This window comes from Actinomadura sp. KC216 (assembly GCF_004348535.1).
In the GTDB taxonomy this organism is placed as follows: domain Bacteria; phylum Actinomycetota; class Actinomycetes; order Streptosporangiales; family Streptosporangiaceae; genus Spirillospora.
This window is the reverse complement of record NZ_SMJX01000002.1, coordinates 35,989-60,685: the sequence shown is the minus strand read 5'-3', so window position 1 is coordinate 60,685 and position 24,697 is coordinate 35,989. Positions and strand designations below refer to the sequence as shown.

The window sequence follows — 24,697 nt, the reverse complement described above, 5'->3', positions numbered from 1 at the left end:
CGGAGAAATCCTCGGGGTTTGACAGGCCCCACTACGGCGGGTAGTACTACCTGCCGTAGTGACATCGGGCGACGCGGAGGTTCCCATGCCGGCGAAGAGCAGCAACTTGAGCGAGCTCGGCGAGCGCAACTCGGTGTTCTGGTTCCGGGTGGTCACGCTCGCCGAGGGATGGTCGTTCGTCGTCCTCCTCATCTTCGGCTCGCTGCTGAGCCGCGTGTCCGAGATCGACCTGGTGATGCCGCTCGGCATGCTGCACGGCGCGCTGGTCATCGCGTGGGTGCCGGTGTTCCTCGCGGCGCGCCGCAGGCTCGGCTGGGGCGTCAAGCCCTCGATGCTGGCGGTGGTCGCCTGCCTGCTGCCGCTGACCCCGTTCGTCTTCCACCGGAGCAAGCGCGCGGAACTCCTGCGCGCCGAAGCCCAGGCGGACTGAACACGGCCAGCCGCCCTCAAATTACGCATCATTCCCTATATGCCCCTAGCATAGGGAACAATGGCGGAGAAAATGTACTCGGTCGAGGAGGTCGCCGACCTCCTCGGTCTCCACGTGCGCACCGTGCGCGGCTACATCCGCACCGGACGGCTGAAGGCCGTGCGGATCGGCAAGCAGTACCGGATCTCAGCCGCCGACCTGGAGGCACTGACCGGGCGGCCCGCGCCCCCGCCCGCGCGCCCGGCGCCGGTCGAGGTGTCGAGCATCGTGCAGGTCGACGGCGTGGACCGGGTCGCGGCCGACCGGCTGAGCACGCTCGTGCTGGCCGGGGTGAACACGGGCGGCGGCTCCGGCGAGCAGTTGCGGGTGCAGGCTGTCCATGACGAGGAGCGGAGCCGGATGAAGATCGTGATACTGGGCGGTGCCGCCGCGACCGCCGACGTGCTGCGCCTGATCGACGCCGTGATCGGCGGCGAGAACGGCCTGATCGACCATGGCTGACGTGGTGGAGGAGCGGGCCGGGGTTCAGGTGCTCGTGTGCGACCCGGACGGCCCGCCGGTGGCCACCGAGCAGGACGCGCTCGACCTGATCGGCGCCTCCTTCCTCGGGGCCGAGGTGGTGGCCGTGCCCGCGAGCCGGCTGGACGAGCGCTTCTTCGCGCTCGGCACCCGCGTCGCGGGCGAGATCATGCAGAAGTTCGCCAACTACCGGCTGCGGCTGGCGATCGTCGGCGACATCTCCCGGCATGTGGAGGCCAGTTCGGCGCTGCGGGCGCTCGTCCAGGAGTCGCACTCGTCCGGTCACGTGTGGTTCGTCGCCGACCTGGAGGCGCTGGACGCCCGGCTCCGCACCGTCGCCTGAAACCGGGGTGAAAGCGGCCTGAAGGCCGGGCCGTGCAGGGTGCGGGCATGAACAGAGAACCGGCGCAGACGGCCATCCAGGCGATCGGTCTGCGGAAGGCGTTCGGGGAGAAGGTCGTCCTCGACGGGATAGACCTCGACGTCCCGCGCGGGACGGTCTTCTCCCTGCTGGGCCCGAATGGCGCGGGGAAGACGACGGCCGTGCGCATCCTGTCCACGCTGATCCCCGCGGACGGCGGCGACGTCCGCGTCGCGGGACGCGATCTGGCGGCCGACCCCGACGGGGTCCGCGCGGCGATCGGGGTCACCGGGCAGTACTCGGCCGTCGACGGCCTGCTCACCGGCCGCGAGAACCTGATCCTGATGGCCGACCTGCACCACCTCGGCAAGGCCGCCGGGCGGCGGGCCGCGGACGAGCTGCTGGAGCGGTTCGACCTGGTCGACGCGGCGGGCACGATGGTCGCGACCTACTCGGGCGGGATGCGGCGGCGGCTGGACCTCGCGATGACGCTGATCGGCACCCCGCGGATCATCTTCCTGGACGAGCCGACGACCGGCCTCGACCCGCGCAGCCGCCGCACGATGTGGGACATCATCCGCGGGCTGACCAGGAACGGCGTGACGATCTTCCTGACGACGCAGTACCTGGAGGAGGCCGACCAGCTCGCCGACAAGATCGCGGTGCTGGACGGCGGGCGGCTGGTGGCCGAGGGCACCTCGGACGAGCTGAAGCGCCTGGTCTCGGGCGGCCACGTCCGGCTCCGGTTCAAGGACCTGGCCGCGCTGGACGAGGCGGCGCGCACGCTCGGCACCGTGACCCGCGACGACGACGCGCTGGCCCTCCAGGTGCCGAGCGACGGCGGCGTCCGGTCGCTGCGGTCGCTGCTCGGCCGGCTGGAGGACGCGTCGATCGAGGTCGACGAGCTGTCCGTGCACACCCCCGACCTGGACGACGTCTTCCTGGCGCTCACCGGAACGGGCAAGCGCGACGAGCAGAACGAGCGGGACGAGGTGACGGCGGTATGACCACGCTCTCGTACGCGGTGGCGGACTCCATGACGATGCTGCGCCGCAACCTGCGGCACGCGCTGCGCTACCCGGCCCTGTCCGTCGGCATGCTGATGATGCCGATCCTGATCATGCTGCTGTTCGTCGGCGTGTTCGGGAACGCGCTCGGCGCGGGCGTCGGCGGCCCGGCGAAGGGCGACTACATCAACTACGTCGCGCCGGGGATCATCCTGATGACCGTCGCGTCCGGGTGCATGACGACGTCGGTGTCGGTGTCCCTCGACATGACCGAGGGCATCGTCGACCGGTTCCGCACGATGGCGATCGCGCGGGTGTCGCTGCTGACCGGGCACGTGGTCGGCAGCATGATCCAGACGGTGCTCGGCCTGGTCGCGGTGGTCGGGGTCGCGGTCGGGCTCGGCTTCCGGACGAGCGGCGGCGTCCTGGACTGGCTCGCGGCCAGCGGCCTGCTGGTGCTGCTCACGTTCGCGCTGACGTGGGTGGCGGTCGCGCTGGGGCTGCTGGCGAAGAACCCGGAGGGCGCGAGCAACTCGCCGCTGATCATCCAGTTCATGCCGTTCGTCGGCAGCGCGATCGTCCCGCCGGAGTCGATGCCGGCCGGGGTGCGCTGGTTCGCCGAGTACCAGCCGTTCACGCCGATCATCGAGACCGTCCGCGGCCTGCTGCTGACCTCGCCGGACGGGAAGGACGTGGTGATCTCCCTCGCGTGGTGCGCCGGGCTCGGGATCGGCGGCTACGCCTACTCGAAGTTCCTGTTCAACCGGAAGGCACCGCGCTAGCGGCGAGGTCGCGGGCGAGCCTGCGCACCTCGTCGCGCAGTTCGGCCCCGCCCAGCCCGGCGTACTCCGACACCGCGGCGGAGTACGCCGGCGCGTCGGCCTCCTTGGCGTCGCGCCGGACGTGCGCCGCCGACATCGTCGGCTGGAACGAGCGGATGTGGTGCAGCCGCTCCGCCAGCGCGATCGTGCGCGCCGCCCGTACCCGGGCGCCCGGCGGGGCCTCGGCGGCGCCGCCCCGGCGGGCGAGGTCGGCGACGGCCAGCGCGAGGAGGATGCCGCCGCAGAAGGGCAGGTCCATGAGGAAGGCCGGCATCGTGTCCTGCGGCATGGCGAGCAGGCCGGACAGCTTGCCGGGCAGCCCGGCCGCGAGGTGTTCCACGAGGTCGAGCCGCCCGTGCCGCGCGTGGGCGACGACGGTGGCGCAGTGCGCCTCCAGCGTCCACGGGTCGAGGCCGGGCGGCGCGCTCATGGGGTCGTCGGTGTCCGCGAGCCGCTCGACGGCCTGCCGCCAGAGCCGCAGGCCGGTGTCGACGTCGCCGCGCGTGAGGGCGAGCTCCGCGCGGGCACCGAGGTTGAACGCGGCGATGCCGGACGTCTCGTCCGGCCCGGACACGAGCGCCTGGTCGAGCCACCGTTCGGCCCGGTCGTACTCGCCGAGGCTCGCGTGGGCGCCGGCGAGCGCCCACAGCAGCCCGAAGTTGTCGGGCCAGCCGTGCCGCTGCACCAGGTCCAGCGAGACGTGGAGGTGGTGCACGGCCCGTCCGGCCTGGTCGAGCTGCATCAGCAGCTCACCGAGCCGCGAGTGGACGAACAGGCTCAGCCACGGGGTGCGGGTGTCGCCGACCATCGCCAGCATCTTCTCGGTGGCCGCGAGCGCCCCGGCCAGGTCCCCGTCGCGTTCCCGGATGTAGCCCGCGAAGCAGTTCGCGGCGGCGGCGAGCGCCGGTTCGTCGCTCGCGCACATCCGGTCGAGGAACTCCGCGCCGCCGTCCGGGTCGAGGATCTTCGGGCCGGACGCGGTCAGGAACGCCAGCGCCCGGGCGACGGTGGTCGGCGGGACGGGCGGCAGCCGCCGCAGCGCGACGAGGGCGCGCGTCGCCCGCGGGCCCTTCAGCATGGACGAGGTCATGACGCTGAGGGCGAGCGCCGAGCGGGTCGTCTCGACGTCGTCCGGACCGGGACGGAAGCGGCTCAGCAGCCCCGCGGTCTCCTCGGACAGGACGATCAACCTGGTGTAGGCGGACTCCAGCGTCCACAGCCCGCTGAGGACGGCCGCCACCGCCGCGACGGCCGGGCCGTCGTCCCTGGCGAGCCCGTACCGCAGCGCCTGCAGCAGGTTGTCCTGCTCGACCCGGACGCGGGCGAGCGAGCCGAACGGCTCGCCGCCGAACAGCGCCTCGTGGTGCGCGGCCCCGAACTCCCGGGCCCAGGCGAGCAGCCCGCCGACCGCCCGCTCCGTCGCGCCCTCCGCCTCGCGGTGCGCCGCGCTGAACTCCCGGACGCTCTCCAGCATCCGGAACCGCGTCCCGGCCTCCCCCTCGGTGATTTCCAGGAGCGACTGGGCGACGAGGTCGTCGATGGTCTCCAGGGCGTCGCCGTCCAGGACGCGCCGCGCCGCGTCAGCGGTGAAACCGGCGGGGAAGACCGACAGCGCCTGCATCGCGGCCCGGCCGGAGGGGCTGAGGAGGGTCCAGCTCCAGTCGACCACGGCGTGCATGGTCCGGTGCCTGGACGGCGCGTCGCGGACGTTGCCGCGCAGGAGCGCGAACCGGTCGTCCAGGCCGCGGGCGATCTCGGGCACGGACATGACGCGGACGCGCGCCGCCGCCAGCTCGATGGCCAGCGGCAGCCCGTCCAGGTGGCGGCACAGCTCCTCGACCGCGTCCGCCGGGACGTCGGCGTTCGGGCGCGCCGCGTGCGCGCGCTGCCGGAACAGCTCGGCGGCCGTCGGCGGGTCGAGCGCGGGCAGCGGGTACACCGACTCCGACGACAGGCCGAGCGGAGCGCGGCCCGTGGTGAGGATCCGCAGGTCACGCGTCCGCGACACCAGCGCACCGACCAGCGCGGCCACACCGTCGACGACGTGCTCGCAGTTGTCCAGGACGAGCAGCACCGGGCCGGGGCCGAGCGCCTCCACGATCCCGCCGACGCGGTCGGCCGCCCCGCCGAGACCGCGCGGCGCGGCCGTCCCGCGCAGGTCCGCGACGCCGAGCACGGACGCCACCTCGGCCGCCACGTCCTCGTCCCGCGTGACACCGGCCAGCGGGACGACGTGCACGGCCCGCTGCGGCGCGTCGCGCGCCACGGTGTTCGCGAGCCGGGTCTTGCCGAGCCCGCCCGTCCCGACGATCGAGGTGACGCGGGACGTGCGCAGCAGCCCGAGGACGGCGGCGATGTCGCCGTCGCGGCCGAGCAGCGGGTTCGGCTCGTGCGCGACACCGCGCCGCACGGCCGGGGCCTCGCCCCGCAGCAGCTCCTGCTGGACGGCCCGCAGCGCGTCCCCCGGATCGGTGCCGAGCTCGTCGCGCAGGGAACGCCGGTAGGACTCGAACCGGGCCAGCGCGGCGGACGGCCCCGCGGTCGCCGCCTCGCAGCGCAGCAGCCCGGCGAGGACCTCCTCGTCGCGGGGACGCTCGCGGGCCACGGCGGACAGCGCGTCGAACGCCTCCGCGTGCCGGTCGAGCCGCGCGAGGGCGAGCGCACGGGCCCGGGCCAGCGTCGAGTACGTCGAGGCCCTGGCCGCACGCAGGACCGACAACGGGTGGTCGTCGCCGTCGGGCTCCGGGGGAGCGTCCCACAGCGCGAGGCCCGCCTCGGCGTGGGCGAGCGCGCCCGCGTGGTCGCCGTCGCGGGCGCGGCGGGCGCTCGCGGACGCGGCCAGCAGCACGGCGGACGCGTCCACCTCGTCCTCGCCCAGGCCGAGCCGGTATCCGGTCGGCGTGCTGGCGATGACGTCCGCGCCGAGCTGCGACCGCGCCCGCGACACCACGACCTGCAGCGCCTTGGCGGGGTTCTCGGGACGCCCGTCCGGCCAGAGCCCCTCCACCAGCCGGACGACGGACGCGCCCGCCCGCGGTTCCTCGGCGAGCAGTGCGAGGAGGCCGCGCATCCGGGGGCTCGTGACGTCCCGCCCGCGGCAGGAGACCCGCGTCAGCAACGTCAGCTCGACGGTCACGGGGACAGGCTAATGCGGGACCGGTCCCGGACGGCCGGGTCAGTTCGCGCGGTAGTGGCGGCGCAGCGCGATCCCGGCCGCGACACCGCCCGCGAGCGCGCCCGCCCCGGCCGCCGCGGGCAGCGCGATCATCGTCACCCGGCGGCCGGTGCGGAAGTCGTGGATCGGCCAGCCGTTCTCCTTGGCGTGCTCGCGCAGCTCCGCGTCCGGGTTCACGGCGTGCGGGTGGCCGACGGCCGTCAGCATCGGCAGGTCGTTGATCGAGTCGCTGTAGGCGGCGCAGCGCGCCAGGTCGAGGCCCTCCCGGTGGGCGAGGGCGCGGACGGCCTCCGCCTTCGCGGGCCCGTGCAGCAGGTTCCCGACGAGCCGCCCGGTGTAGACGCCGTCGCTCGTCTCGGCGACCGTGCCGAGCGCGCCGGTGAGGCCGAGGCGGTGCGCGATCGTCCGGGCGACCTCGACGGGCGTGGCGGTGACGAGCCAGACCTGCTGGCCCGCGTCCAGATGCTGGAGGGCGAGGGTGCGGGTGCCGCTCCAGATCCGGTCGGCCATGACCTCGTCGTAGATCTCCTCGCTGAGCTTGACGATCCCGGCGACCTTCTGCCCGGCGACGAACGCGAGCGCGGCCTCCTTGGCGCTGCCGATGTGCTCGGAGTTCTCGCTCCCGCGCAGCCGGAACGCCGCCTGCCCCCAGGCGAACATGGCGAGGTCGCGCATGGTGAACAGCTTGCGGGCGGCGAGCCCGCGCGCGAAGTAGTAGATGGACGCGCCGCGCATCATCGTGTTGTCGACGTCGAAGAACGCCGCCGCGGCGGGGTCGGGCTCGGGCAGCGGCTCTTGCTCGGCCGCGGCCGCCGCGGCGGCCTCTCCTGCACTCACATGATCTTCGTCCTTGCCCCGCTGCCAGAACGGCCACTGCCAGAACGAGCCCCGCGAGAGCGGGCCTTGCCGAAACGACCGCTGCCGTGTCTGCCGCATGGGCCGAGCTTAATCAACCGCCTCCCCATGGCCGTCCCCTCGCCCGTGATTGGGACGGCCGTCACTCCGGTCGCCCGCGGCCGCGACGAGCCGCTCGCGCAGCACGGCACGGAACCGCGGGTCGGGCCCGGCGTCGCTCGCCCGCAACCGGGCAAGCGCGTTCCCTTGCTCGATGATCTTCCCTCGCCTGGTTCTCACTGGCTCTCCTTCTGGAGTCCAGGCGTGAACGCTCTCCTGCCCGCACAAACGATCGGACGGCGCGGCGGGTTACGGCCGTGCCGCGAATAGACGATCAATCCAATAACGGGCGGGGAACGGGCGGTTATCGGCGCAGGTCGTCGGGGAGCATCCGGCCCAGGGACCGGACGGCCCGGTACTGCAGCGCCTTGATCGCGCCCGTCTTCTTGCCCATGATCAGCGCGGTCTCGGCGACCGACAGCCCGTGCAGGAACCGCAGGACGATGCACTCCTGCTGCTCCGACCCCAGCCGCCGGACGGCCTGCAGCAGCGTCCGGTTGGTCATCGAGTCCAGGACGGCGCGCTCGGGCCCCTCCTGGTGCCGGTCGGGCTCGACCAGCTCGGCGGTGCAGACCTCCAGCCGGTAGCGGCCGGACTTGAAGTGGTCGGCGACCAGGTTCCGGGCGATCGTGACGAGCCAGGCCCCGAAGTCCTTGCCCTGCCAGTGGAAGTCGCAGATCCGGCGCAGCGCGCGCAGGAACGTCTCGCTGGTGAGGTCTTCGGTGAGCGAGTGCGACCCGACCCGGTAGTAGACGTACCGGTAGACCAGCTCGACGTAGTGGTCGTAGAGGGAGCCGAACGCCTCGGCGTCGCCGTCCCGCGCCCGCAGGACGAGCGCCTTGAGGATCTCGGCGCGTCCGGCGTCCTGCTCGGCGGCGTCCCGTCCGGCGACGTCGCGACCGGCGACATCCCGTCTGGCGGTGTCCCGCCCGGCACCGGTGCGGTCGGGGATGCGGAGACCGCCGGAGCCGAAGGGTCCTCGTGGAGACCGGGGCAGCGGGAGGGCCCCGGCATCGAGGGACAAGCTGCTCATGCAGTTCTCCTCGGGGCTTACGCGACCTCCGGCGTGATTTGCCACTCTAGATACCGGTAGATGCCAGAAGCAATGGCGTGCGCGGCGCGCAAATGGCGTACGCCGGCCAGTGGCGATGACAGGCCACTTGACCTAGCCGGACAGATCGTTTGGCGTGGCCCTCCAAGCCACCGGCGTATGGCGTACGGGTGTGTTCGGCTGGAGGCGGGTTACCCCTCTGCCGCCGCCATCGGGCACCATGGGGCGCGATGGTCGACGCTCTTCTCGCGCTGGTGGCGACCCTTGGTGCTCTGGCGGCCACGGGGTTGCTGATTTCGCGCGCCAACAAGGACCGGCTGCTCTACCTCATCGCCTGGTCGTTCACCCAGGTAGGGCTGTCGCTGGCGCTGCTGTGCATGAGCGTCGGTTTCTTGGCCGGGTTCAACGGCGCGCTGTTCCGCGTCGTGGAGCTCGGCGCCGCGCTCATCGGGCCGGTCTGGCTCGCGCTCGGCATGATCGAGCTGATCGCCCGGTACGTGCAGGTGCGCTTCGCGGGCTGGCTGTTCGCGGTCTCCTACACGGTCGTCGCGACCGTCATCCTCGTCCTGGACCCGCTCAAGGGCACGCTGAACAAGAGCCTGCCGAAGCCCGGCAAGACCTACGACGCGCTGCCGCTGCTGCTGATCGACGGCGCGCACGTCGTCGCGGTGCTCGCGCTCGCGGCGTGCACGGGCGTCACCGCGTGGCTGGCGAGCAAGCGCGACCAGGAGGCCGCCGAGCTGCTGATCCCGGTCGCGCTGGTCGCGCTCGCGGGCGTGCTGGTGGTCAGCGGCAGCCGCGGGTTCCTGCCCGCGCCGCTCGCGGTGATCGCGCTCGGCGGCGCGGCCGGGCTCGTCTGGTACGGCGCGATGCGCACGATCCCGGTGTACGAGGACGACGAAGGCTACGAGGGCTACGAGGGCAGGGACGAGTACGGCGACGGCTACCGGGACGAGCCCGCGACCGGCTACGAGGAGCAGGGCTACCCGGGTTCGCGGCGCGAGCCCGTCGGGGCGCCGACGCCGCCGCCGCCGTCCCACGACCCGCGGCGGGGGGAGCTCCGGTTCCCCGACCCCGTCCCGATGGCCGAGGCCGAAGACCTCCGCTTCTCCGGCAACCCGGCCGCGAACCCGGCCGGGCCCACCGCCGTCGACGGGATCGGCGCCGGGCACGGTGCCGCCGGGCTCGTCCCCGAGCAGGCGCGCCCCGCCGGGGGGCCGAAGGGCGTCCCGGGCGGGCTCGGCGGGCTGGGGCGGCTCGCCGGCGGGTGCGGCCAGATCACCGTGTACACGCTGCTCGACGGCCGCGAGGACGCCTTCGACCGGCTCGCCACCGACCTGGTGAAGGCCGCGCTGGCCGCCGAGCCCGACACGGTGATCTTCGCCTGCCACGAGGTGGTCGGCGCGCCGACGCAGCGGATCTTCTACCAGCTCTTCCGGGACGATGCGGCGTTCGCCGCGCACCGCAAGCAGCCGCACCTGCAGCGGTTCCTGGCGGAGTCGCGCACCCATGTGCTGGCCACCAACGTGATCGAGCTGCGGCTCGGCCCGGCCAAGGTGCCGCTCCCGGCGCCGGAGTTCCCCGGACGGTGACGGCGGTGGGCACCCCGATGGACGACGACGTCACGATCACCCTGCTCGGCAAGCCCGGCTGCCATCTGTGCGACGACGCCCGCGCGGTGATCGAGCGCGTCGCCCGCGAGCTGGGCGTCCCGTGGGAAGAGCGCGACATCACCAAGTCGGAAAGCGACACCGAGCAGTACTGGGAGCAGATCCCCGTCACGCTGATCAACGGCGTCCAGCACGACTTCTGGCGCGTCGACGAGAACCGCCTCCGCGCGGCGATCGGGGAGGCGCGCGGTTCGTCCTGACCCCTCCGGGGTGTCTGGTCGGTCACATCAGGCCGACCGTCCGGCGTGCTTTCAGTAGGCGTCCGGGCGGGCTGTCCGCGCCGGAATCCCCTGCTGGACGGGCCTCCGCGGCCCGCCCCCCTCAGCTGCGCCGATCGGCCTACCGAGGGGGGCACTTTGTGCGCGTATTCACAAGGGCATAACCTGGTGGACGGCCCCGAGGCGGTCAGGCCGCGGCCGTGCGGCCGCCCCCGACCGTACGAGACCCGGGGCCCGGGGCCGCCGCGGTCCCGATCCCAGCGTCGAGCCGAAGAGCAGGCCGTGACACCTCGACAGAACCGCCAACGCGACCGCGCCGGGCGCGGCATCCCCGAAGCCACCGTGGCGCGGCTGCCGGTATACCTGCGGGCCCTCACCGGGCTCCAGGACCGCGGCGTCGCGACCGTGTCCTCGGAGGAGCTCGCCGCGGCGGCCGGGGTCAACTCGGCCAAGCTCCGGAAGGACCTGTCCCACCTGGGCTCGTATGGCACGCGCGGCGTGGGGTACGAGGTCGAGTACCTCGTCTACCAGATCTCCCGGGAACTCGGGCTCACGCAGGACTGGGTCGTCGCGATCATCGGTGTGGGTAACCTGGGCCGTGCGCTGGCCGGCTACGGCGGTTTCGCGTCCCGCGGTTTCCGTGTGGCGGGCCTGCTGGACGCGGACGACTCCATCGTCGGCGAGGAGATCGCCGGCATGACGGTGGAGCACATCGACCGGCTGGAGGACATCATCGCGGCCCACGGCGTCTCCATCGCCGTGATCGCGACCCCCGCGGGCGCGGCCCAGGGGGTGTGCGATCGCGTCGTGGCGGCGGGCGTGACGAGCGTCCTGAACTTCGCGCCGGTCGTGCTCTCGGTGCCGGACGGCGTCGACGTCCGCAAGGTCGACCTGTCCATCGAGCTGCAGATCCTCGCGTTCCACGAGCAGCGCAAGGCCGGCGGGCCGGACGGCCTCGCCTCCCTGGCCACCGGCGAAGCGCCGCCGGGCACGAAGCAGTACGTGGAGACGGTGATCGAGGCATAAGACAGGCGGGGCAGGCGGGCATGAGGCTGGCGGGAGACACAGGAGGCAGGGCGTGAGCATTCTGGTCGTTGGGCTCAGTCACCGGAGCGCTCCAGTGGCGGTGCTGGAGCGGGCGGCGGTGGCCGGGGACGACCTGGTGAAGCTGCTGCACGCCGTGCACGGCTCCGCGAACGTCGCCGAGGCCGCGATCGTCTCGACGTGCAACCGGGTCGAGATCTACACGGTGGTCGACAAGTTCCACGGCGGCGTCTCGGCGGTCTCCGACCTTCTCGCGCAGCAGTCCGGCGTCCCGCTGGACGAGCTGTCGCGGCATCTGTACGTCCACTACGAGGAGCGGGCCGTCCAGCACGCGTTCGCGGTGGCGTGCGGGCTGGAGTCGATGGTCGTCGGCGAGGGGCAGATCCTCGGGCAGATCCGGCAGGCGTTCCGCGTCGCGCAGGAGGAGGGCACGCTCGGCCGCGAGCTGCACGACGTCCTGCAGCAGTCGCTGCGCGTCGGCAAGCGCGCCCACCACGAGACGGGCATCGACAGGGCGGGCGCCTCGCTGGTCAGCGTCGGGCTGGACGTCGCCGCCCGGCACCTCGGCCCGCTGGAGGGCGTCCGCGCGCTGGTCGTCGGCGCCGGGTCGATGAGCTCGCTCGCGGCGGCGACGCTGAGCCGCGCCGGGGCGCGCGAGATCGTGGTCGCGAACCGCACCCACGAGAAGGCGGTGCGGCTGGCCGTGTCGCTGGACGCGCCGTCCCGCGCGATCGAGCTCTCGGAGGTCGACTCCGCGGTCGCGGCGGCCGACCTGGTGGTGTCCTGCACGGGGGCGACCGGGCTGGTGCTGACGACGGCGCGGCTTGAGGCCCAGGGCGTCGGCTCCGATGGGCGGAACCGGTTCTTCCTCGACCTGGCCCTGCCGCACGACGTCGAGCGGACCGTCCGCGACCTGCCGGGCGTCGGCCTGGCCGGGCTGGACGACCTGCGGACGGCCGAGGAGGCCGCGCACGCCATCGGCCCGAAGGCGGTCGAGGCCGTCCGGCGGATCGTCTGCGACGAGGTGGAGGCGTTCCTCAGCGCCGCCCGAGCCGCGGCCGTCGCCCCGACGGTCGTCGCGCTGCGCAGCAAGGCCGCAGATGTTGTCGAGGCCGAGCTGGCCCGGCTCGCCGGGCGCGTGCCCGGGATAGACGAGCGGGCCCGCCAGGAGATCGAGCAGACCGTCCGGCGCGTGGTGGACAAGCTGCTCCACGCGCCGACCGTCCGTGTCAAGGAGCTGGCGTCGTCGCCGGGCGGCGACTCCTACGCCGACGCGCTGCGCGAGCTGTTCGACCTCGACCCGAAGGCGCCGGAGGCGGTGGCCCGCGCCGACATGCGCGACACCGAGGATCATGAATGGGCGGGCGGTTCCGCCCGTACGGTGGACCCGGAGTGCGCCGAGGCCGACTGCGTGAGCACCATTCACGGGGTGACCGGGCACGCGTTGGGCGGGCACGGGTTGGGTGAGCTGGCTGAGCAGGGCTTGAGCGCGGAGACGGTGAACGCGCAGGCGGCGAACGTCCGGGCGGTGAGCGCCCGCGGCACCGTGGCCGGGCGTGGAGGAGACGAAAGATGAGCGGTAGCGAACCGGGGGGTGTGGGGGGTCGCCCCCCACGGGGCACGGGGATGAGCGTGCCGGGCGGGCGCCCGCTGCGGCTCGGCACCCGCAAGAGCCTGATGGCCATGACGCAGTCGCAGCAGGTCGCGGACGAGGTCACGCGGCTGACCGGGCATGCCGTGGAGCTGGTCGGGGTAACCACGCAGGGTGATGTCTCCAAGGCCCTGCTCGCCCAGATCGGCGGGACGGGTGTCTTCGTCAACGCGCTTCGCGACAAGATCCTGTCCGGCGAGGTGGACTTCGCCGTGCACTCGCTGAAGGACCTGCCGACGTCGGAGACGCCGGGGATCGTCCTCGCCGCGACCCCGCACCGCGACGACCCCCGCGACGCGCTCTGCGGCCCGGCGAAGCTCGCCGATCTGCCGCGCGGGGCGCGCATCGGCACCGGTTCGCCGCGGCGGGTGGCGCAGCTGCGCGCGATGCGTCCCGACCTGGAGATCGTCCCGATCCGCGGCAACGCCGACACCCGGCTCCGCAAGGTCGCCGACGGAGAGCTGGACGCCGTCGTCCTCGCGCACGCGGGCCTGAAGCGGATCAACCGCCTGGACGCCGTCGCCGAGGTCTTCGACCAGAGCCTGATGCTGCCCGCCCCAGGGCAGGGCGCACTCGCGCTCGAATGCAGCGCCGACCGCGCCGACCTCCGGACCCTGCTTGGAACGGTCGATGACGTCCCGACCAGGCGTGCCGTCACCGCCGAGCGGACGGTCCTGGCCGTGCTGGAGGCGGGTTGCTCCGCGCCCGTGGGGACGTACGCTGCCGAAGTAGATGAAAAGCTCCATCTGACGGCGACCGTCGTTTCGTACGACGGCGGCCGGCAGGTGCGGCTGTCCGCAAGCGGCCACCCGGACGACGCGGAACGGCTCGGACGCGATCTCGCGGACCGGCTGCTCGCGCAGGGGGCCGACCAGTTGATGGGGGAGCGCGATTGAGCCCCGCCGCGAAGAGCACCACCGCAGAGACCCCGGTCTCGAAGACCCGAACCGAGGACGCCGCGCCTGAAAGCGCTGCCACGCAGGCCGAGGACGGCCCGGCGGACCGCGCGATCGGTCCCGCCGGCGTCGTGATCGTCGGGATGGGGCCGGGCGACCCCGGCCTGCTGACGCTGCGCGCCGCCGCCGAGCTGGAGCGCGCCGACACGGTGATCGTCGGCCGCGAGCACTGCCCGCCGGAGATCCTGTCCCACTGCCGCCGGGACGTGGAGATCATCGACTCGGCGGACGGCGACCCCGTGAAGATCGCCGCCCAGGCCGTGCGGGCGGGCCGCCGCGTCGTGCGCCTGCTGCAGGGCGACCCCGGGCTGGCCTGCGGGCTCGCCGCCGAGGGCGGAGCGCTGGCGAAGGCCGGGGTCCCGTTCGAGGTCGTGCCCGGCGTGTCCGCCGTGACGGGCGTGCCCGGCTACGCGGGCATCCCGCTGACCGACGACGGGCACCGCGAGGTCAGGGTCATCGACGCCGCCGCGGGCGGCGTCGACTGGGAGCGCTTCTCCGACCCCGGCGCCACCCTCGTGATCCTCGGCGCGGAGGGCGCGGTCGCGGAGGTCTGCAAGGGCCTGGTCGCCACCGGGCGCCCCGACTCCACCCCGGCCGCGATGACGAGCCTCGGCACGACCACCGAGCAGGAGACCGTCGTGTCGACGCTGCAGAAGCTGGCGTCCGACACCAAGGGCATGGAGGCGCCCGCGATGATCATCGTCGGGGACGTGGTCTCCCGGCGCGACGAGCTGTCCTGGTTCGAGACGAAGCCGCTGTTCGGATGGCGCGTCCTGGTGCCGCGGACGAAGGAGCAGGCCGCCTCGCTGTCGGACCAGCTGCGCGGGTACGGGGCCGTCCCCGTCGAGGTCCCGACGATCTCCGTCGAGCCGCCGCGCACGCCGCAGCAGATGGAGCGCGCCGTCAAGGGCCTGGTCACCGGACGGTACGAATGGGTGGTGTTCACCTCCACCAACGCGGTCAAGGCCGTCCGGGAGAAGTTCGTCGACTACGGGCTCGACGCCCGCGCGTTCGCGGGGCTGAAGGTCGCCGCCGTCGGCGAGCAGACGGCCAAGGCCCTGGTCGAGTTCGGCATCCAGCCCGACCTGGTGCCGTCGGGCGAGCAGTCGGGCGAGGGCCTGGCGCGCGAGTGGCCGCCCTACGACGAGGACCTCGACCCGATCAACCGGGTGCTGCTGCCGCGCGCCGACATCGCGACCGACGTGCTCATCGCCCGCCTGACCGAGCTCGGCTGGGAGTGCGAGGACGTGACCGCGTACCGGACGGTCCGCGCCGCCCCGCCGCACGAGGACATCCGCAACGCGATCAAGGGCGGCGGGTTCGACGCGGTGCTGTTCACCTCGTCGTCCACGGTGAAGAACCTGATCGGGATCGCCGGCAAGCCGCACAAGGTGACGGCCATCGCGGTGATCGGCCCGCAGACGGCGAAGACGGCCGAGGAGTACGGGCTGCGCGTCGACGTCATGGCGGACAAACCATCCGTATCCGCCCTCGCGGAGGCCCTCGCCGAGTACGGTGCGAGATGGCGGACGTCCCGGGCCGAGGCCGGGGAGCCGCCCCGCAAGCCCAGCCAGATGCGCCGCGGCGCGCGCCGCCGCAGGTAACGGGGAGTTCGGTTCACATGTCCGCAAGGTTTCCGGTGGCACGGCCGCGCCGGCTGCGCCGCACGCCCGCGCTGCGCCGGATGGTGGCCGAGACGCGGCTCAGCCCGGCCGACCTGGTGCTGCCGATGTTCGTCAAGGAGGGCATCGCCGAGGCGCAGCCCGTCTCGTCCATGCCGGGGGTCGTCCAGCACACCCGCGACAGCCTCCGCAAGGCCGCGCACGAGGCGGTCGAGGCGGGCGTCGGCGGGCTGATCCTGTTCGGCATCCCGGCGGTGAAGGACGGCACCGGCTCCGCCGCCGACGACCCGGACGGGATCGTCCAGCTCGCGCTGCGCGACCTCGGCTCCGACCTCGGCGACGCGACCGTGATCATGACGGACCTGTGCCTGGACGAGTACACCGACCACGGGCACTGCGGCATCGTCACCGCGTCCGGCGAGATCGACAACGACGCGACGCTGGAGCGGTACGCGTCCATCGCGGTCGCGCAGGCGGAGGCGGGCACCGCGGTCATCGGCCCGAGCGGCATGATGGACGGCCAGGTCGCCGCGATCCGCGCCGCGCTCGACGGCGCCGGATACCCCGAGCTCCCGATCATGGGGTACTCGGCGAAGTACGCGTCCGCGTACTACGGTCCGTTCCGGGAGGCCGCCGAGTGCGCGCCGCGGTTCGGCGACCGGTCCACCCACCAGCAGGACCCGGCCAACGCCGACGAGGCGGTCCGCGAGGTGCTCCTCGACATCGACGAGGGCGCCGACATGGTCATGGTGAAGCCGGCCGGGGCGTACCTCGACGTCATCCGCCGCGTCCGCGACACCGTGGCCGTGCCCGTCGTCGCCTACCAGGTCAGCGGCGAGTACGCGATGATCGAGGCCGCCGCCGAGAAGGGCTGGATCGACCGCGACCGCACGATCATGGAGTCGCTGCTGTCCATCCGCCGCGCCGGCGCCGACATCGCCCTGACCTATTGGGCTACCGAAGTGGCGCGCCGGCTGGCCCGAGCGGACTGACCCGCCGTCCCGCCGTTCTGGGACGGCCCCTAGTTACTTAGGGTCGTTTTCCGGGGGTTGCCGTGCCCGCGGTTTCGCCCGCCGGGCATCATCGGTAACCAGGAACCCACGTTCGACCTTGGGGTATTGGGGGCGGAAATGCTGGCGGTCTCGGGGAACAGACGGCTGAAAGCGGCACGCGACCGGATGGCCTCGGCGGCGCGGGACTACGCCGCCCTCGGCTGGCCGACCTTCCCCGGCGCCCACCCCCCGAACGCCATCGACCGCAAGGGCGGTGGCCGAGCGTGCTCGTGCGACCGGATCGGCTGTCCCGACCCGGGCGCGCATCCGGTGTCGGCGGCCTGGGCGCACCAGGCCAGCGTGGACACCGCCGTCATCGACCGCTGGTGGGCCGAGCGCCCGCAGGCCAACATCATCCTGCCGACCGGCCGCGTCTTCGACGTGTTCGACGTCCCCGCCGCCGCGGGCACCCTCGCGCTCGACCGGATCTCCCGCGAGGACCTGCCCGTCGGGCCGGTCGCGTCCGTCGGCGGCGACCGGAGCCTGTTCTTCGTCGCGACCCGCGGCGCGCCCGTCGACGAGGACGAATGGTGGTCCTGCCACCTCGACTGCTCCCCTGAGGACGTCGCCGAGACGCCCGGGATGCGGTGGCACTGCCGCGACAGCTACGTCGTCGCGCCGCCGTCGGTCCTGCCGTCAGGGCGGGAGGTCAGCTGGCTGCGGCCGCCGTCCAGCGACCCGCTCCCCGACCCGCTGCGGCTCCTCGAAGTCCTCTCCGACAGCTGCGACGTCGCCGGATAGCCCGTCGCGGAACGGCCTGCGGAGGCGTCAGCTCGGCGCCTTGATGGCGGGCTTGCGGCCCCACTTGGTGTAGGAGCCGCGCATGGTCTGGTTGCGGCCCTTCTCCGGCCCGGCGCGGACCCAGAACTTGGTCGGGCGGAACCCCGCGTCGAACTTGATCGCGAACGCGATCTGCTGGGCGCCGGTCGCCTCGGCCATCCGCGCGTACATGGGCCCGAGGTCGGGGACCTGCGCCAGCGCCGCCGCCGGGGCCTCGCCCTCGTAGATCGCGCCGGTCTTGGTGAGCTTCGTCGACGACCGGAGCAGCGCCGTCAGGTTCGCGACCGCGCTGCCCTGCCGCACCTGGTCGGCCGCCGCCGGGTAGCCGCGCCCGGTCAGCGGTGACGACCGCCACTTCTTGCCGACGCGCACGTAGAACCGGTCCTCGACGATGAGCGCGCGGACGGGCTTGCGGGCCGCGCCCGTCCCCGACAGCGTCAGCGAGTACGACGGCAGCGCGCTGGACGCCTGCCCGCCCGGCGCCAGCCCGAGCGTTCCCTTGCCGGCGGCGGGGAAGCCGCAGCAGCCCGTCTGCCGGTAGCTGAACAGGGCGCCGGGCGCTTGCGCGACGGCCTGGTCGATCCGCGCGACGAGCTGGTTCGCGTCGATGCCCCCGGCGGCGGGCGGCGTCGGCTGCGGGGTGCTGCTCTGCGCCGTCGTCGGCGCGGCGGGCTGCTTCTTGTCGCCCTTCAGCAGCGTCGCGGCGCTCGCCCCGGCGCCCGCGACGACGAGCACGGCGACGGCGGCGAGGACCCAGCGCGTCCGGGAACCGCCACCGCCCGGCTGCTTCGCCGCGACGATCGGGTTGCGCCCGCTGCTCCGGGCCGGCTTGGGTTTCGGCGGCTCGGGCTGGAGGGCGGCCTGCGCGGCCAGCTCGGTGAGCCGCCCGCGGCCCTGCGCCTCCCAGGACGGCCCGTACGCCGACACGGCCGCCTCCTCCAGCGCGGCGAGGTAGTCGACGGCGGACGCGGGACGCCGGGCCGGGTCCTTCGCGAGGCCCTGGTGGACGAGATCGCGCAGCGGCCCCGGAACCCCGTCGGCCGGGATCGGCGCCTCGCGGTGCTGCCGCGCCAGGTTCCGCCCGGTGAAGGGCGGACGGCCGGTGAGGCACTCGTAGAAGACGGCGGTGGCCGCGTACAGGTCGGTGGCGACGGTGGCGGGCGAGCCGTCCCACAGCTCGGGCGCCGCGTACGCGGCGCCGGACTGCGCCTCGGTGCCCGGGCGCGCCGTCGCGAAGTCGGTGAGCCGCGCGTTGCCGTCGGCGTCGATCATGATGTTCGCCGGGCGCAGCGCGCCGTGCAGCGTCAGCCCGTGCTCGCCCGCCGACGCGAGCCCGAGCAGCGTCCCGCCGAGCATGGACAGGGCGGCGAGCGGGCCGGCGGGGCCCTGCGCGGCGAGGACGTGCCGCAGGCTGACGCCGTCGACGCACTGCATCACGATCGCGGCGCCGTCCGGGGTCTCCACGAAGTCGTACAGGTCGACCACGTTGGGGTCCTCGAGCTGGGACAGGATGCGCGCGGCCGCGCGGAACCGCGTCAGGAAGGCCTCGTCGGCGAGCAGCCCGCCGTCGAGGTACTTGATCGCGACCTTCGTGCTGGTCAGGTCGTCGACCGCCAGCACCACCCGGCCCTCGGCGCCGCCACCCAGCTCCCGTTCGTGGGTGAAGCCCGGGACCGTCCAGCCGTTGACCACGGTGAAAGCCTTCCCTCCGATGCGCATGTCCCGGTGAGCCGGCCGGGGAGTTGAAGGGGCGCCGTGAGACCGCATGCAGAGACAGGGCGCCATGTCGTACTTGGTGGAATATCGGCCCGTACCCGGCGAGGTCAAGGCAAGTTCCCGAACTGCAACTGAGAGACTGAAGTAATGACAGGTTTCGATCGCTCCCAGGACTTGTTCGATCGTGCCACGCGGGTGGTGCCCGGTGGGGTGAACTCGCCGGTGCGGGCGTTCGGCGCCGTCGGCGGGACGCCCCGGTTCATGGCGTCGGCGCGCGGCCCCTACCTTACGGACGCCGACGGAAACGAGTACGTCGATCTGGTGTGCTCGTGGGGTCCGCTGATCCTCGGGCACGCGCATCCGGCCGTGGTCGAGGCGGTGCGGGAGGCGGCCGGGCGCGGCACCTCCTACGGGGCGCCGACGCCCGGCGAGGTCGAGCTCGCCGAGGAGATCGCGTCGCGGACCCCGGCGGAGAAGGTGCGGCTCGTCAACTCCGGCACTGAGGCGACGATGTCGGCGATCCGGCTCGCGCGCGGCTTCACCGGACGCACCAAGATCGTGAAGTTCGCGGGCTGCTACCACGGGCACGTCGACGCGCTGCTCGCCGCGGCCGGGTCCGGCGTCGCCACCTTCGGCCTCCCCGACACCCCCGGCGTGACCGGCGCGACCACCGGCGACACGCTCATCCTGACGTACAACGACGTCCCGGCGCTGGAGACGGTGTTCGACGAGCACGGCACCGACATCGCCTGCGTGATCACCGAGGCGGTGCCGTGCAACATGGGCGTGGTGCCGCCGCTGCCGGGCTTCAACGCGCTGCTGAAGCGGCTCTGCGAGCGGTACGGCGCTCTGCTGGTGATGGACGAGGTGCTCACCGGGTTCCGCGCGTCGCCGTCCGGCTGGTTCGGGATCGAGGGCGTCCCGGGCGACCTGATGACGTTCGGGAAGGTGATGGGCGGCGGGCTGCCCGCCGCCGCGTTCGGCGGGCGCGCCGACATCATGGACCAGCTCGCCCCCGCGGGCCCCGTCTACCAGGCGGGCACCCTGTCGGGGAACCCGCTCGCCACCGCCGCCGGGCTCGCCACGCTCCGGCACGCCACCGCCGAGGTGTACGCGACGGTCGACCGCGCGGCGGAGACCGTGTCGAAGGCCGCGTCGGACGAGCTGGCGCGGGCGGGCGTCGCGCATTCGATGCAGAACGCCGGGAACCTCTTCTCGATCTTCTTCACCGAGGGGAAGGTCGGCGACTTCGCCGCCGCGCAGCGCCAGGACGCCAAGGCGTACGCCGCGTTCTTCCACGCCATGCTGGAGCGCGGCGTGTACCTGCCGCCGTCCGCCTACGAGGTGTGGTTCCTGTCGGCCGCGCACGACGAGGAGGCGCTCGGACGCATCCTGGACGCCCTACCGCACGCCGCCCGAGCAGCAGCCCAGGCGTCGTCCTCCTAGACGGCCCTGAACGCCCTCAGCGCCGCCGCGACCGACTCCGGCCGCGGCGCGTGCAGCGGAGCGCGCACGGCGGGCTCGTCGATCAGCCCTTCGTCCACCAGGCACGCCTTCAGGACGCTCGGCGACGGCTCGCCGAACAGCGCGTCCGCCATCGGGAGCAGCGCGTTGTGCAGCGCGAGCGCGCGCGGCGCGTTGCCGTCGCGGGTCGCGGCGGCCATCGCGGCGTAGGCGGCGGGCGCGAGGCAGGCGGACGCGGTGACGCCCCCGGACGCGCCGAGCTGGAGCATCGGATACAGGTACGCGTCGTCCCCGCACAGGACCGCCTTGCGGGTGTGCGCGGCGAGCACGGCGAGGGTGTCGTGGTCGACGGCGCCCGCGCACTGCTTGATCCCGGCGACGCAGTCGAGCGCGAGGATCCGCAGGAGCGTCCCGGCGGGCAGCGGCTTCCCCGTCCGGTAGGGGACGTGGTAGGCGATGAGCGGCACATCCACGGCGGAGCCGATGGCGGCGAAATGGTCGATGACGCCGTCGTCCGACGGGCGCAGGTAGTAGGGGACGACGACCAGCAGCGCGTCGGCCAGCGGCGCCCGTTCGCGGGCCTGCCGGATCGAGTCCTCGGTGCCGATCGTCCCGGCGCCGACGGTCAGCGGCGTCCCGTGCTCGATCGAGACGGCGCGGCAGACCTCCAGGACCGTCCGCTGCTCGGCGGGGCTCAGCATGGCCGCCTCGCCGGTCGTGCCGAGCGCGACCAGGCCGTCGGCTCCGCCGTCCAGGCAGTGGACGGCGAGCCGTTCGAGCGACTTGACGTCCACCTCGCCGGACCGGGTGAACGGCGTCACGAGCGACGCGTGGATTCCGTGCACGGCTCTCACCTTGTCTCAGCCGGTTGCGGTTCGGGTCGGGGCAGTTCGACACGGGTGCGCGGGCGGACGCTGCCCGCCGCGACGCCCGCGATGACCAGGGCGGCGGCGGTGAGCCGGACCGCGTCCACGCGCTCGCCGAGCAGCAGGCCGGCCGAGACCAGCCCGAACGGCGGGACGAGCAGCGAGTACATGGCGACCGTGCTGGCCTCGTAGCGGCGGATCAGCCAGCCCCACACGCCGAATCCGAACAGCGTGGAGATGTAGGCGATGTACGCCATCGAGCCGAGCCCGGCCAGGGACAGCTCGCGCGCCGCGTCGGGCACGGCGCCCGGCCCCTCGAAGGTCAACGACAGGGCGATGAACGGGAGCGGCGGCACCAGCGACACCCAGACCATGAAGCCCAGCGGGTCCACCGGCCCGGTCGCCGCCTGGCCCATCTTCCGTATGGCGACGTTCGCCAGCCCCCAGCTCGCCGCCGCGAGGAGGCAGACGACGAACGCGCCGACCGGGCTGCCGCCCTCGGCCTGCGCCACGCCGAGCAGCGCGATCCCGCCGAACGCGACGGCCATGCCCGCGACCTGCCGGGCGCCGAGCCGCTCGCGCAGCAGCAGCCCCGCGAACAGCGCCGTGAAGATCGCCTGGACCTGGAGGACGACCGATGCCAGGCCCGCGGGCATGCCCATGTCCATGCCGATGAACAGCAGCCCGAACTGCCCCACGCCCAGCGGGAGGCCGACCAGCACGAGCCAGCGCACCGGGACGGGCGGCCGCCGGACGAGGAACACCGCGGGCACCGCCGCGAGGATGAACCGCAGCGCGGCCATCAGCAGCGGCGACAGATCGTCGAGGGCCCAGTGGATGGGGACGAAGTTGAAGCCCCACAGTGCGGCGACCAGCGTGGCCAGCAGGACGTGGCGCGATTTCATGGGTTTGATCGTCAGACAGAAACTCGCTTTAGGACAAGCGAGAACTTCTTGACACATCGCTTTAGTATTACTTACATGCTTGATCTAGAGCGGCTGCGGGCCCTGCACTCCGTCGCGACGTACGGCTCGGTCAGCGCCGCCGCCGACGTCCTGCACGTGACCACCTCGGCGGTCTCCCAGCAGCTCGCCAAGCTGGAGCGGGAGACCGGCCAGAAGCTGCTCGAACGCAACGGCCGCGGCGTCCGGCTCACCGACGCCGCCGAGCTGCTCGTCGCCCACGCCGGGCGGATCCTGTCGCTCGTCGAGCAGGCGCAGGCCGACCTGGAGGCCCACCGCGGCTCCGTCGTCGGGCAGCTCACCGTCGCCGCGTTCCCGACCGCGATCCGCGGGCTGATGCCCGCCGCGCTGCGCGCCCTCCGCGCCGACCATCCCGACCTGCGCGTCCAGCTCCTCGAAGAGGACCCGATGCGCAGCATGCCGCTCGTCTCGCGCGGCGACTTCGACATGGCCGTCGTCCAGGACTGGAACAACGAGCCGCTCCCGATGGCCGAGGGCCTGTGCAAGGGCGTGATCTGCGAGGACGTCGCCGACGTGGCGGTGCCGTCCGGCCACCCGCTCGCCGGGCGCGACACTATCGACCTCAAGGAGCTGGCGGGCGACCCGTGGATCAGCTCGTCGCCCGACAGCATCTGCTGCGACTGGCTGCTGCGGACGCTCCGCGCCGTCGACAGCGAACCCAGCATCGACCACATGGCCTACGAGTTCGCCACGCAGCTGTCCCTGGTCGAGGCGGGGCTCGGCAACGCGATACTGCCGCGGCTCGGGCGCTGCGACGTCCCGCCGGGCGTGGTGATCGTCCCGCTGTCGGACCCGCTGTCGCGCCGCGTGTACGCGGTCTGGCGCGAGGAGGCCGCCCGCCGCCCCGCCATCCGCGCCGCGCTCGGCGCCCTGCGCGCCGCCGTCCCGGCGGACCTTCCCGCCGTCTCCGCGATCACCGGGTGACGCGCCCCCCTGCCGTCTCCGCCATCTCCGGCTGACCACCGCGGGCCAAGGCCCTGGCCGGTGGACGGAAGCCCGAACGCGCCTAGGTAATCTTGCTGGCGATGACCGAGAAAACGACCGTTCACCTGTTGCGGCATGGTGAGGTGCACAATCCCGACGGGATCCTGTACGGGCGGCTGCCCGGCTACCGTCTGAGCGAGGACGGCGTCCTCATGGCGAAGGCCGTCGCCAAGTGGTTCGCCGACCGGGACGTGACCGCCATCCTCTCCTCGCCGATGCAGCGGGCGCTGGAGACGGCCGCGCCGCTGGCCGACGCGTTCGACCTGCCCGTCACGGTGGACGATCGTCTGATCGAGGCCGGCAACCACTTCGAGGGGCTGACGTTCGGGGCCGGGGCCGGGTCGCTGCGCCGTCCCGAGCACTGGCGGCATCTGGTCAACCCGTTCAAGCCGTCCTGGGGCGAGCCCTACAAGGAGCTCGCCGCCCGGATGCGCGCGGCCGTGGTCAGGGCGCGGGAGGCGGCGAAGGGCCACGAGGCCGTGTGCGTCAGCCACCAGCTGCCGATCTACGTGCTGCGCCTGCACGCCGAGCGCCGCCGCCTCTGGCACCACCCCCAGCGGCGCGAATGCGGCCTGGCCAGCCTGACGAGCCTGACGTTCGCGGGCACCCGGCTGGTGGAGGTCGCCTACTGCGAGCCCGCGGCGGGGATCGCCAAGGGCCCCAGTGTCGCGGGTGCCTGACCGCACCGCTAAGTTTGTGTACTACGTCTTGTAGTAGCTCGCCTGAACTCGTCCTGAACGTCCTGAATTGGAGGGTCCGTTGAGCCCCCGAGTCTCCCCCGTGCGCGCCGCCGCCGCTGCGGTCGCGCTGTGCGGGCTGCTGGCCGGGTGCGCCGGGACGAGCGCCTCGGGGAACGGTCCGGACAGCGGCGACAACCGCTTCATCTCGGGCAACGGCAACATCACCGAGTACAAGCCCGCCGACCGCAAGAGCGTCCAGGACGTCGGCGGCGAGCGCCTCGACGGCGAGCGGTTCACGCTCGCCGAACTCAAGGGCAAGGTCGTCGTCGTCAACTTCTGGGCGTCGTGGTGCGCGCCGTGCCGCGGCGAGGCGCCGTCGCTCCAGCAGGTCTACGACGAGAACAAGGCCAAGGGCGTCGAGTTCCTCGGCGTCAACTTCAAGGACTCCAAGGCCAACGCGCAGGCGTTCGAGCGCAAGTTCAAGGTCACCTACCCGAGCCTGTTCGACGACGGCGGGCAGGTCACGCTGGCGTTCCGGGAGGTCCCGCCGAGCGCGATCCCGAGCACGCTCGTCCTCGACCGGCAGGGCCGCGTCGCCGCCCGGATCATCGGCGCGACGACGTACTCCAAGCTGAACCCGCTGGTCGCCAAGGTCCTCGCGGGGACGTGAGCCGATGGCCCCCGGAAGAATGA

The 24,697-nt window shown here is 73.2% G+C and carries 24 protein-coding genes; 17 read left to right on the top strand and 7 right to left on the bottom strand.

The genetic code is table 11. The annotated features are described in order from the left end of the window. Positions 1–85: 85 nt before the first annotated feature. Genes E1264_RS00645 through E1264_RS00625 form a run of 5 tightly spaced genes read left to right on the top strand, consistent with a single transcriptional unit; the run spans position 86 to position 3,099 of the window. On the top strand, positions 86–430 hold the full coding sequence (locus tag E1264_RS00645) for a DUF3817 domain-containing protein (RefSeq protein WP_132168409.1): 345 nt from the start codon (positions 86–88) through the stop codon (positions 428–430). Positions 431–490: 60 nt separating this feature from the next. Beyond that, a complete protein-coding gene (locus tag E1264_RS00640; protein WP_207935634.1) occupies positions 491–931 on the top strand; it encodes a helix-turn-helix domain-containing protein in 441 nt (146 codons plus the stop codon). Next, on the top strand, positions 924–1,292 hold the full coding sequence (locus E1264_RS00635) for a DUF4180 domain-containing protein (protein WP_132168407.1): 369 nt from the start codon (positions 924–926) through the stop codon (positions 1,290–1,292). The genes E1264_RS00640 and E1264_RS00635 overlap by 8 nt, the downstream gene beginning before the upstream one ends. Before the next feature lie 47 nt (positions 1,293–1,339). Further along, positions 1,340–2,317: an ATP-binding cassette domain-containing protein gene (locus E1264_RS00630; protein ID WP_132168405.1), complete on the top strand. Its 978-nt coding sequence runs from the start codon at positions 1,340–1,342 to the stop codon at positions 2,315–2,317. Continuing rightward, the gene (locus E1264_RS00625) at positions 2,314–3,099 is read left to right on the top strand and encodes an ABC transporter permease (RefSeq protein ID WP_132168403.1); all 786 of its coding nucleotides are present in this window, start codon (positions 2,314–2,316) and stop codon (positions 3,097–3,099) included. The genes E1264_RS00630 and E1264_RS00625 overlap by 4 nt, the downstream gene beginning before the upstream one ends. On the opposite strand, the gene E1264_RS00620 is transcribed toward E1264_RS00625, so the two are convergent. The 4 genes from E1264_RS00620 to E1264_RS00605 form a co-directional block, all read right to left on the bottom strand. Then, a complete protein-coding gene (locus E1264_RS00620; protein WP_132168401.1) occupies positions 3,077–6,274 on the bottom strand; it encodes a BTAD domain-containing putative transcriptional regulator in 3,198 nt (1,065 codons plus the stop codon). The two genes, E1264_RS00625 and E1264_RS00620, sit on opposite strands and share 23 nt — an antisense overlap. 39 nt (positions 6,275–6,313) lie before the next feature. After that, entirely contained in the window at positions 6,314–7,150 is an 837-nt protein-coding gene (locus tag E1264_RS00615; RefSeq protein WP_243710672.1) for an HAD-IB family hydrolase, read from the bottom strand. A gap of 108 nt (positions 7,151–7,258) precedes the next feature. After that, entirely contained in the window at positions 7,259–7,447 is a 189-nt protein-coding gene (locus tag E1264_RS00610; RefSeq protein WP_132168397.1) for a hypothetical protein, read from the bottom strand. A gap of 124 nt (positions 7,448–7,571) precedes the next feature. Next, positions 7,572–8,300: a sigma-70 family RNA polymerase sigma factor gene (locus E1264_RS00605; RefSeq protein ID WP_243710671.1), complete on the bottom strand. Its 729-nt coding sequence runs from the start codon at positions 8,298–8,300 to the stop codon at positions 7,572–7,574. Between the two features lie 248 nt (positions 8,301–8,548). On the opposite strand from E1264_RS00605, the gene E1264_RS00600 reads away from it, so the two are divergent. The 8 genes from E1264_RS00600 to E1264_RS00565 all read left to right on the top strand — a co-directional run bounded on the left by E1264_RS00600 (position 8,549) and on the right by E1264_RS00565 (position 17,272). Beyond that, complete coding sequence (locus E1264_RS00600) at positions 8,549–9,910, top strand: antibiotic biosynthesis monooxygenase (protein WP_132168395.1); 1,362 nt, start codon at positions 8,549–8,551, stop codon at positions 9,908–9,910. A 17-nt stretch (positions 9,911–9,927) separates the two neighbouring features. Beyond that, the gene (locus E1264_RS00595) at positions 9,928–10,188 is read left to right on the top strand and encodes a glutaredoxin family protein (protein ID WP_132168442.1); all 261 of its coding nucleotides are present in this window, start codon (positions 9,928–9,930) and stop codon (positions 10,186–10,188) included. A gap of 300 nt (positions 10,189–10,488) precedes the next feature. Then, positions 10,489–11,232: a redox-sensing transcriptional repressor Rex gene (locus tag E1264_RS00590; RefSeq protein ID WP_132168393.1), complete on the top strand. Its 744-nt coding sequence runs from the start codon at positions 10,489–10,491 to the stop codon at positions 11,230–11,232. 52 nt (positions 11,233–11,284) lie between these two features. Continuing rightward, the gene (locus E1264_RS00585; protein ID WP_132168391.1) at positions 11,285–12,826 is read left to right on the top strand and encodes a glutamyl-tRNA reductase; all 1,542 of its coding nucleotides are present in this window, start codon (positions 11,285–11,287) and stop codon (positions 12,824–12,826) included. A gap of 50 nt (positions 12,827–12,876) precedes the next feature. After that, positions 12,877–13,797, top strand: coding sequence for a hydroxymethylbilane synthase (hemC, locus tag E1264_RS00580; protein WP_132168389.1), 921 nt, complete (start codon positions 12,877–12,879; stop codon positions 13,795–13,797). Positions 13,798–13,910: 113 nt separating this feature from the next. Beyond that, positions 13,911–15,461, top strand: a complete 1,551-nt coding sequence (locus E1264_RS00575) for a bifunctional uroporphyrinogen-III C-methyltransferase/uroporphyrinogen-III synthase (RefSeq protein WP_279489378.1) — start codon at positions 13,911–13,913, stop codon at positions 15,459–15,461. Between the two features lie 17 nt (positions 15,462–15,478). After that, complete coding sequence (gene hemB, locus E1264_RS00570; protein ID WP_132168385.1) at positions 15,479–16,471, top strand: porphobilinogen synthase; 993 nt, start codon at positions 15,479–15,481, stop codon at positions 16,469–16,471. Between the two features lie 138 nt (positions 16,472–16,609). After that, positions 16,610–17,272 (top strand): bifunctional DNA primase/polymerase, encoded by a 663-nt coding sequence (locus tag E1264_RS00565; protein WP_132168383.1) that lies wholly within the window; start codon positions 16,610–16,612, stop codon positions 17,270–17,272. A gap of 27 nt (positions 17,273–17,299) precedes the next feature. On the opposite strand, the gene E1264_RS00560 is transcribed toward E1264_RS00565, so the two are convergent. Further along, positions 17,300–19,030: a serine/threonine-protein kinase gene (locus E1264_RS00560; RefSeq protein WP_165963896.1), complete on the bottom strand. Its 1,731-nt coding sequence runs from the start codon at positions 19,028–19,030 to the stop codon at positions 17,300–17,302. Positions 19,031–19,174: 144 nt separating this feature from the next. Between E1264_RS00560 and hemL the strand changes: the two genes are divergently transcribed. Then, positions 19,175–20,473: a glutamate-1-semialdehyde 2,1-aminomutase gene (gene hemL, locus E1264_RS00555; RefSeq protein ID WP_132168379.1), complete on the top strand. Its 1,299-nt coding sequence runs from the start codon at positions 19,175–19,177 to the stop codon at positions 20,471–20,473. Here hemL and E1264_RS00550 read toward each other — a convergent pair. Together E1264_RS00550 and E1264_RS00545 are read right to left on the bottom strand one after the other, a co-directional pair. After that, entirely contained in the window at positions 20,470–21,336 is an 867-nt protein-coding gene (locus E1264_RS00550; RefSeq protein ID WP_207935633.1) for a dihydrodipicolinate synthase family protein, read from the bottom strand. The two genes, hemL and E1264_RS00550, sit on opposite strands and share 4 nt — an antisense overlap. 5 nt (positions 21,337–21,341) lie before the next feature. Then, a complete protein-coding gene (locus tag E1264_RS00545; RefSeq protein WP_132168375.1) occupies positions 21,342–22,262 on the bottom strand; it encodes an EamA family transporter in 921 nt (306 codons plus the stop codon). A 75-nt stretch (positions 22,263–22,337) separates the two neighbouring features. On the opposite strand from E1264_RS00545, the gene E1264_RS00540 reads away from it, so the two are divergent. The 3 genes from E1264_RS00540 (at position 22,338) to E1264_RS00530 (ending at position 24,674) form a co-directional block, all read left to right on the top strand. After that, entirely contained in the window at positions 22,338–23,264 is a 927-nt protein-coding gene (locus E1264_RS00540) for a LysR family transcriptional regulator (RefSeq protein ID WP_132168373.1), read from the top strand. Positions 23,265–23,365: 101 nt separating this feature from the next. Next, positions 23,366–24,004: a histidine phosphatase family protein gene (locus E1264_RS00535; protein ID WP_132168371.1), complete on the top strand. Its 639-nt coding sequence runs from the start codon at positions 23,366–23,368 to the stop codon at positions 24,002–24,004. Positions 24,005–24,083: 79 nt separating this feature from the next. Next, positions 24,084–24,674 (top strand): TlpA disulfide reductase family protein, encoded by a 591-nt coding sequence (locus E1264_RS00530; protein WP_243710670.1) that lies wholly within the window; start codon positions 24,084–24,086, stop codon positions 24,672–24,674. Positions 24,675–24,697: the final 23 nt, after the last annotated feature.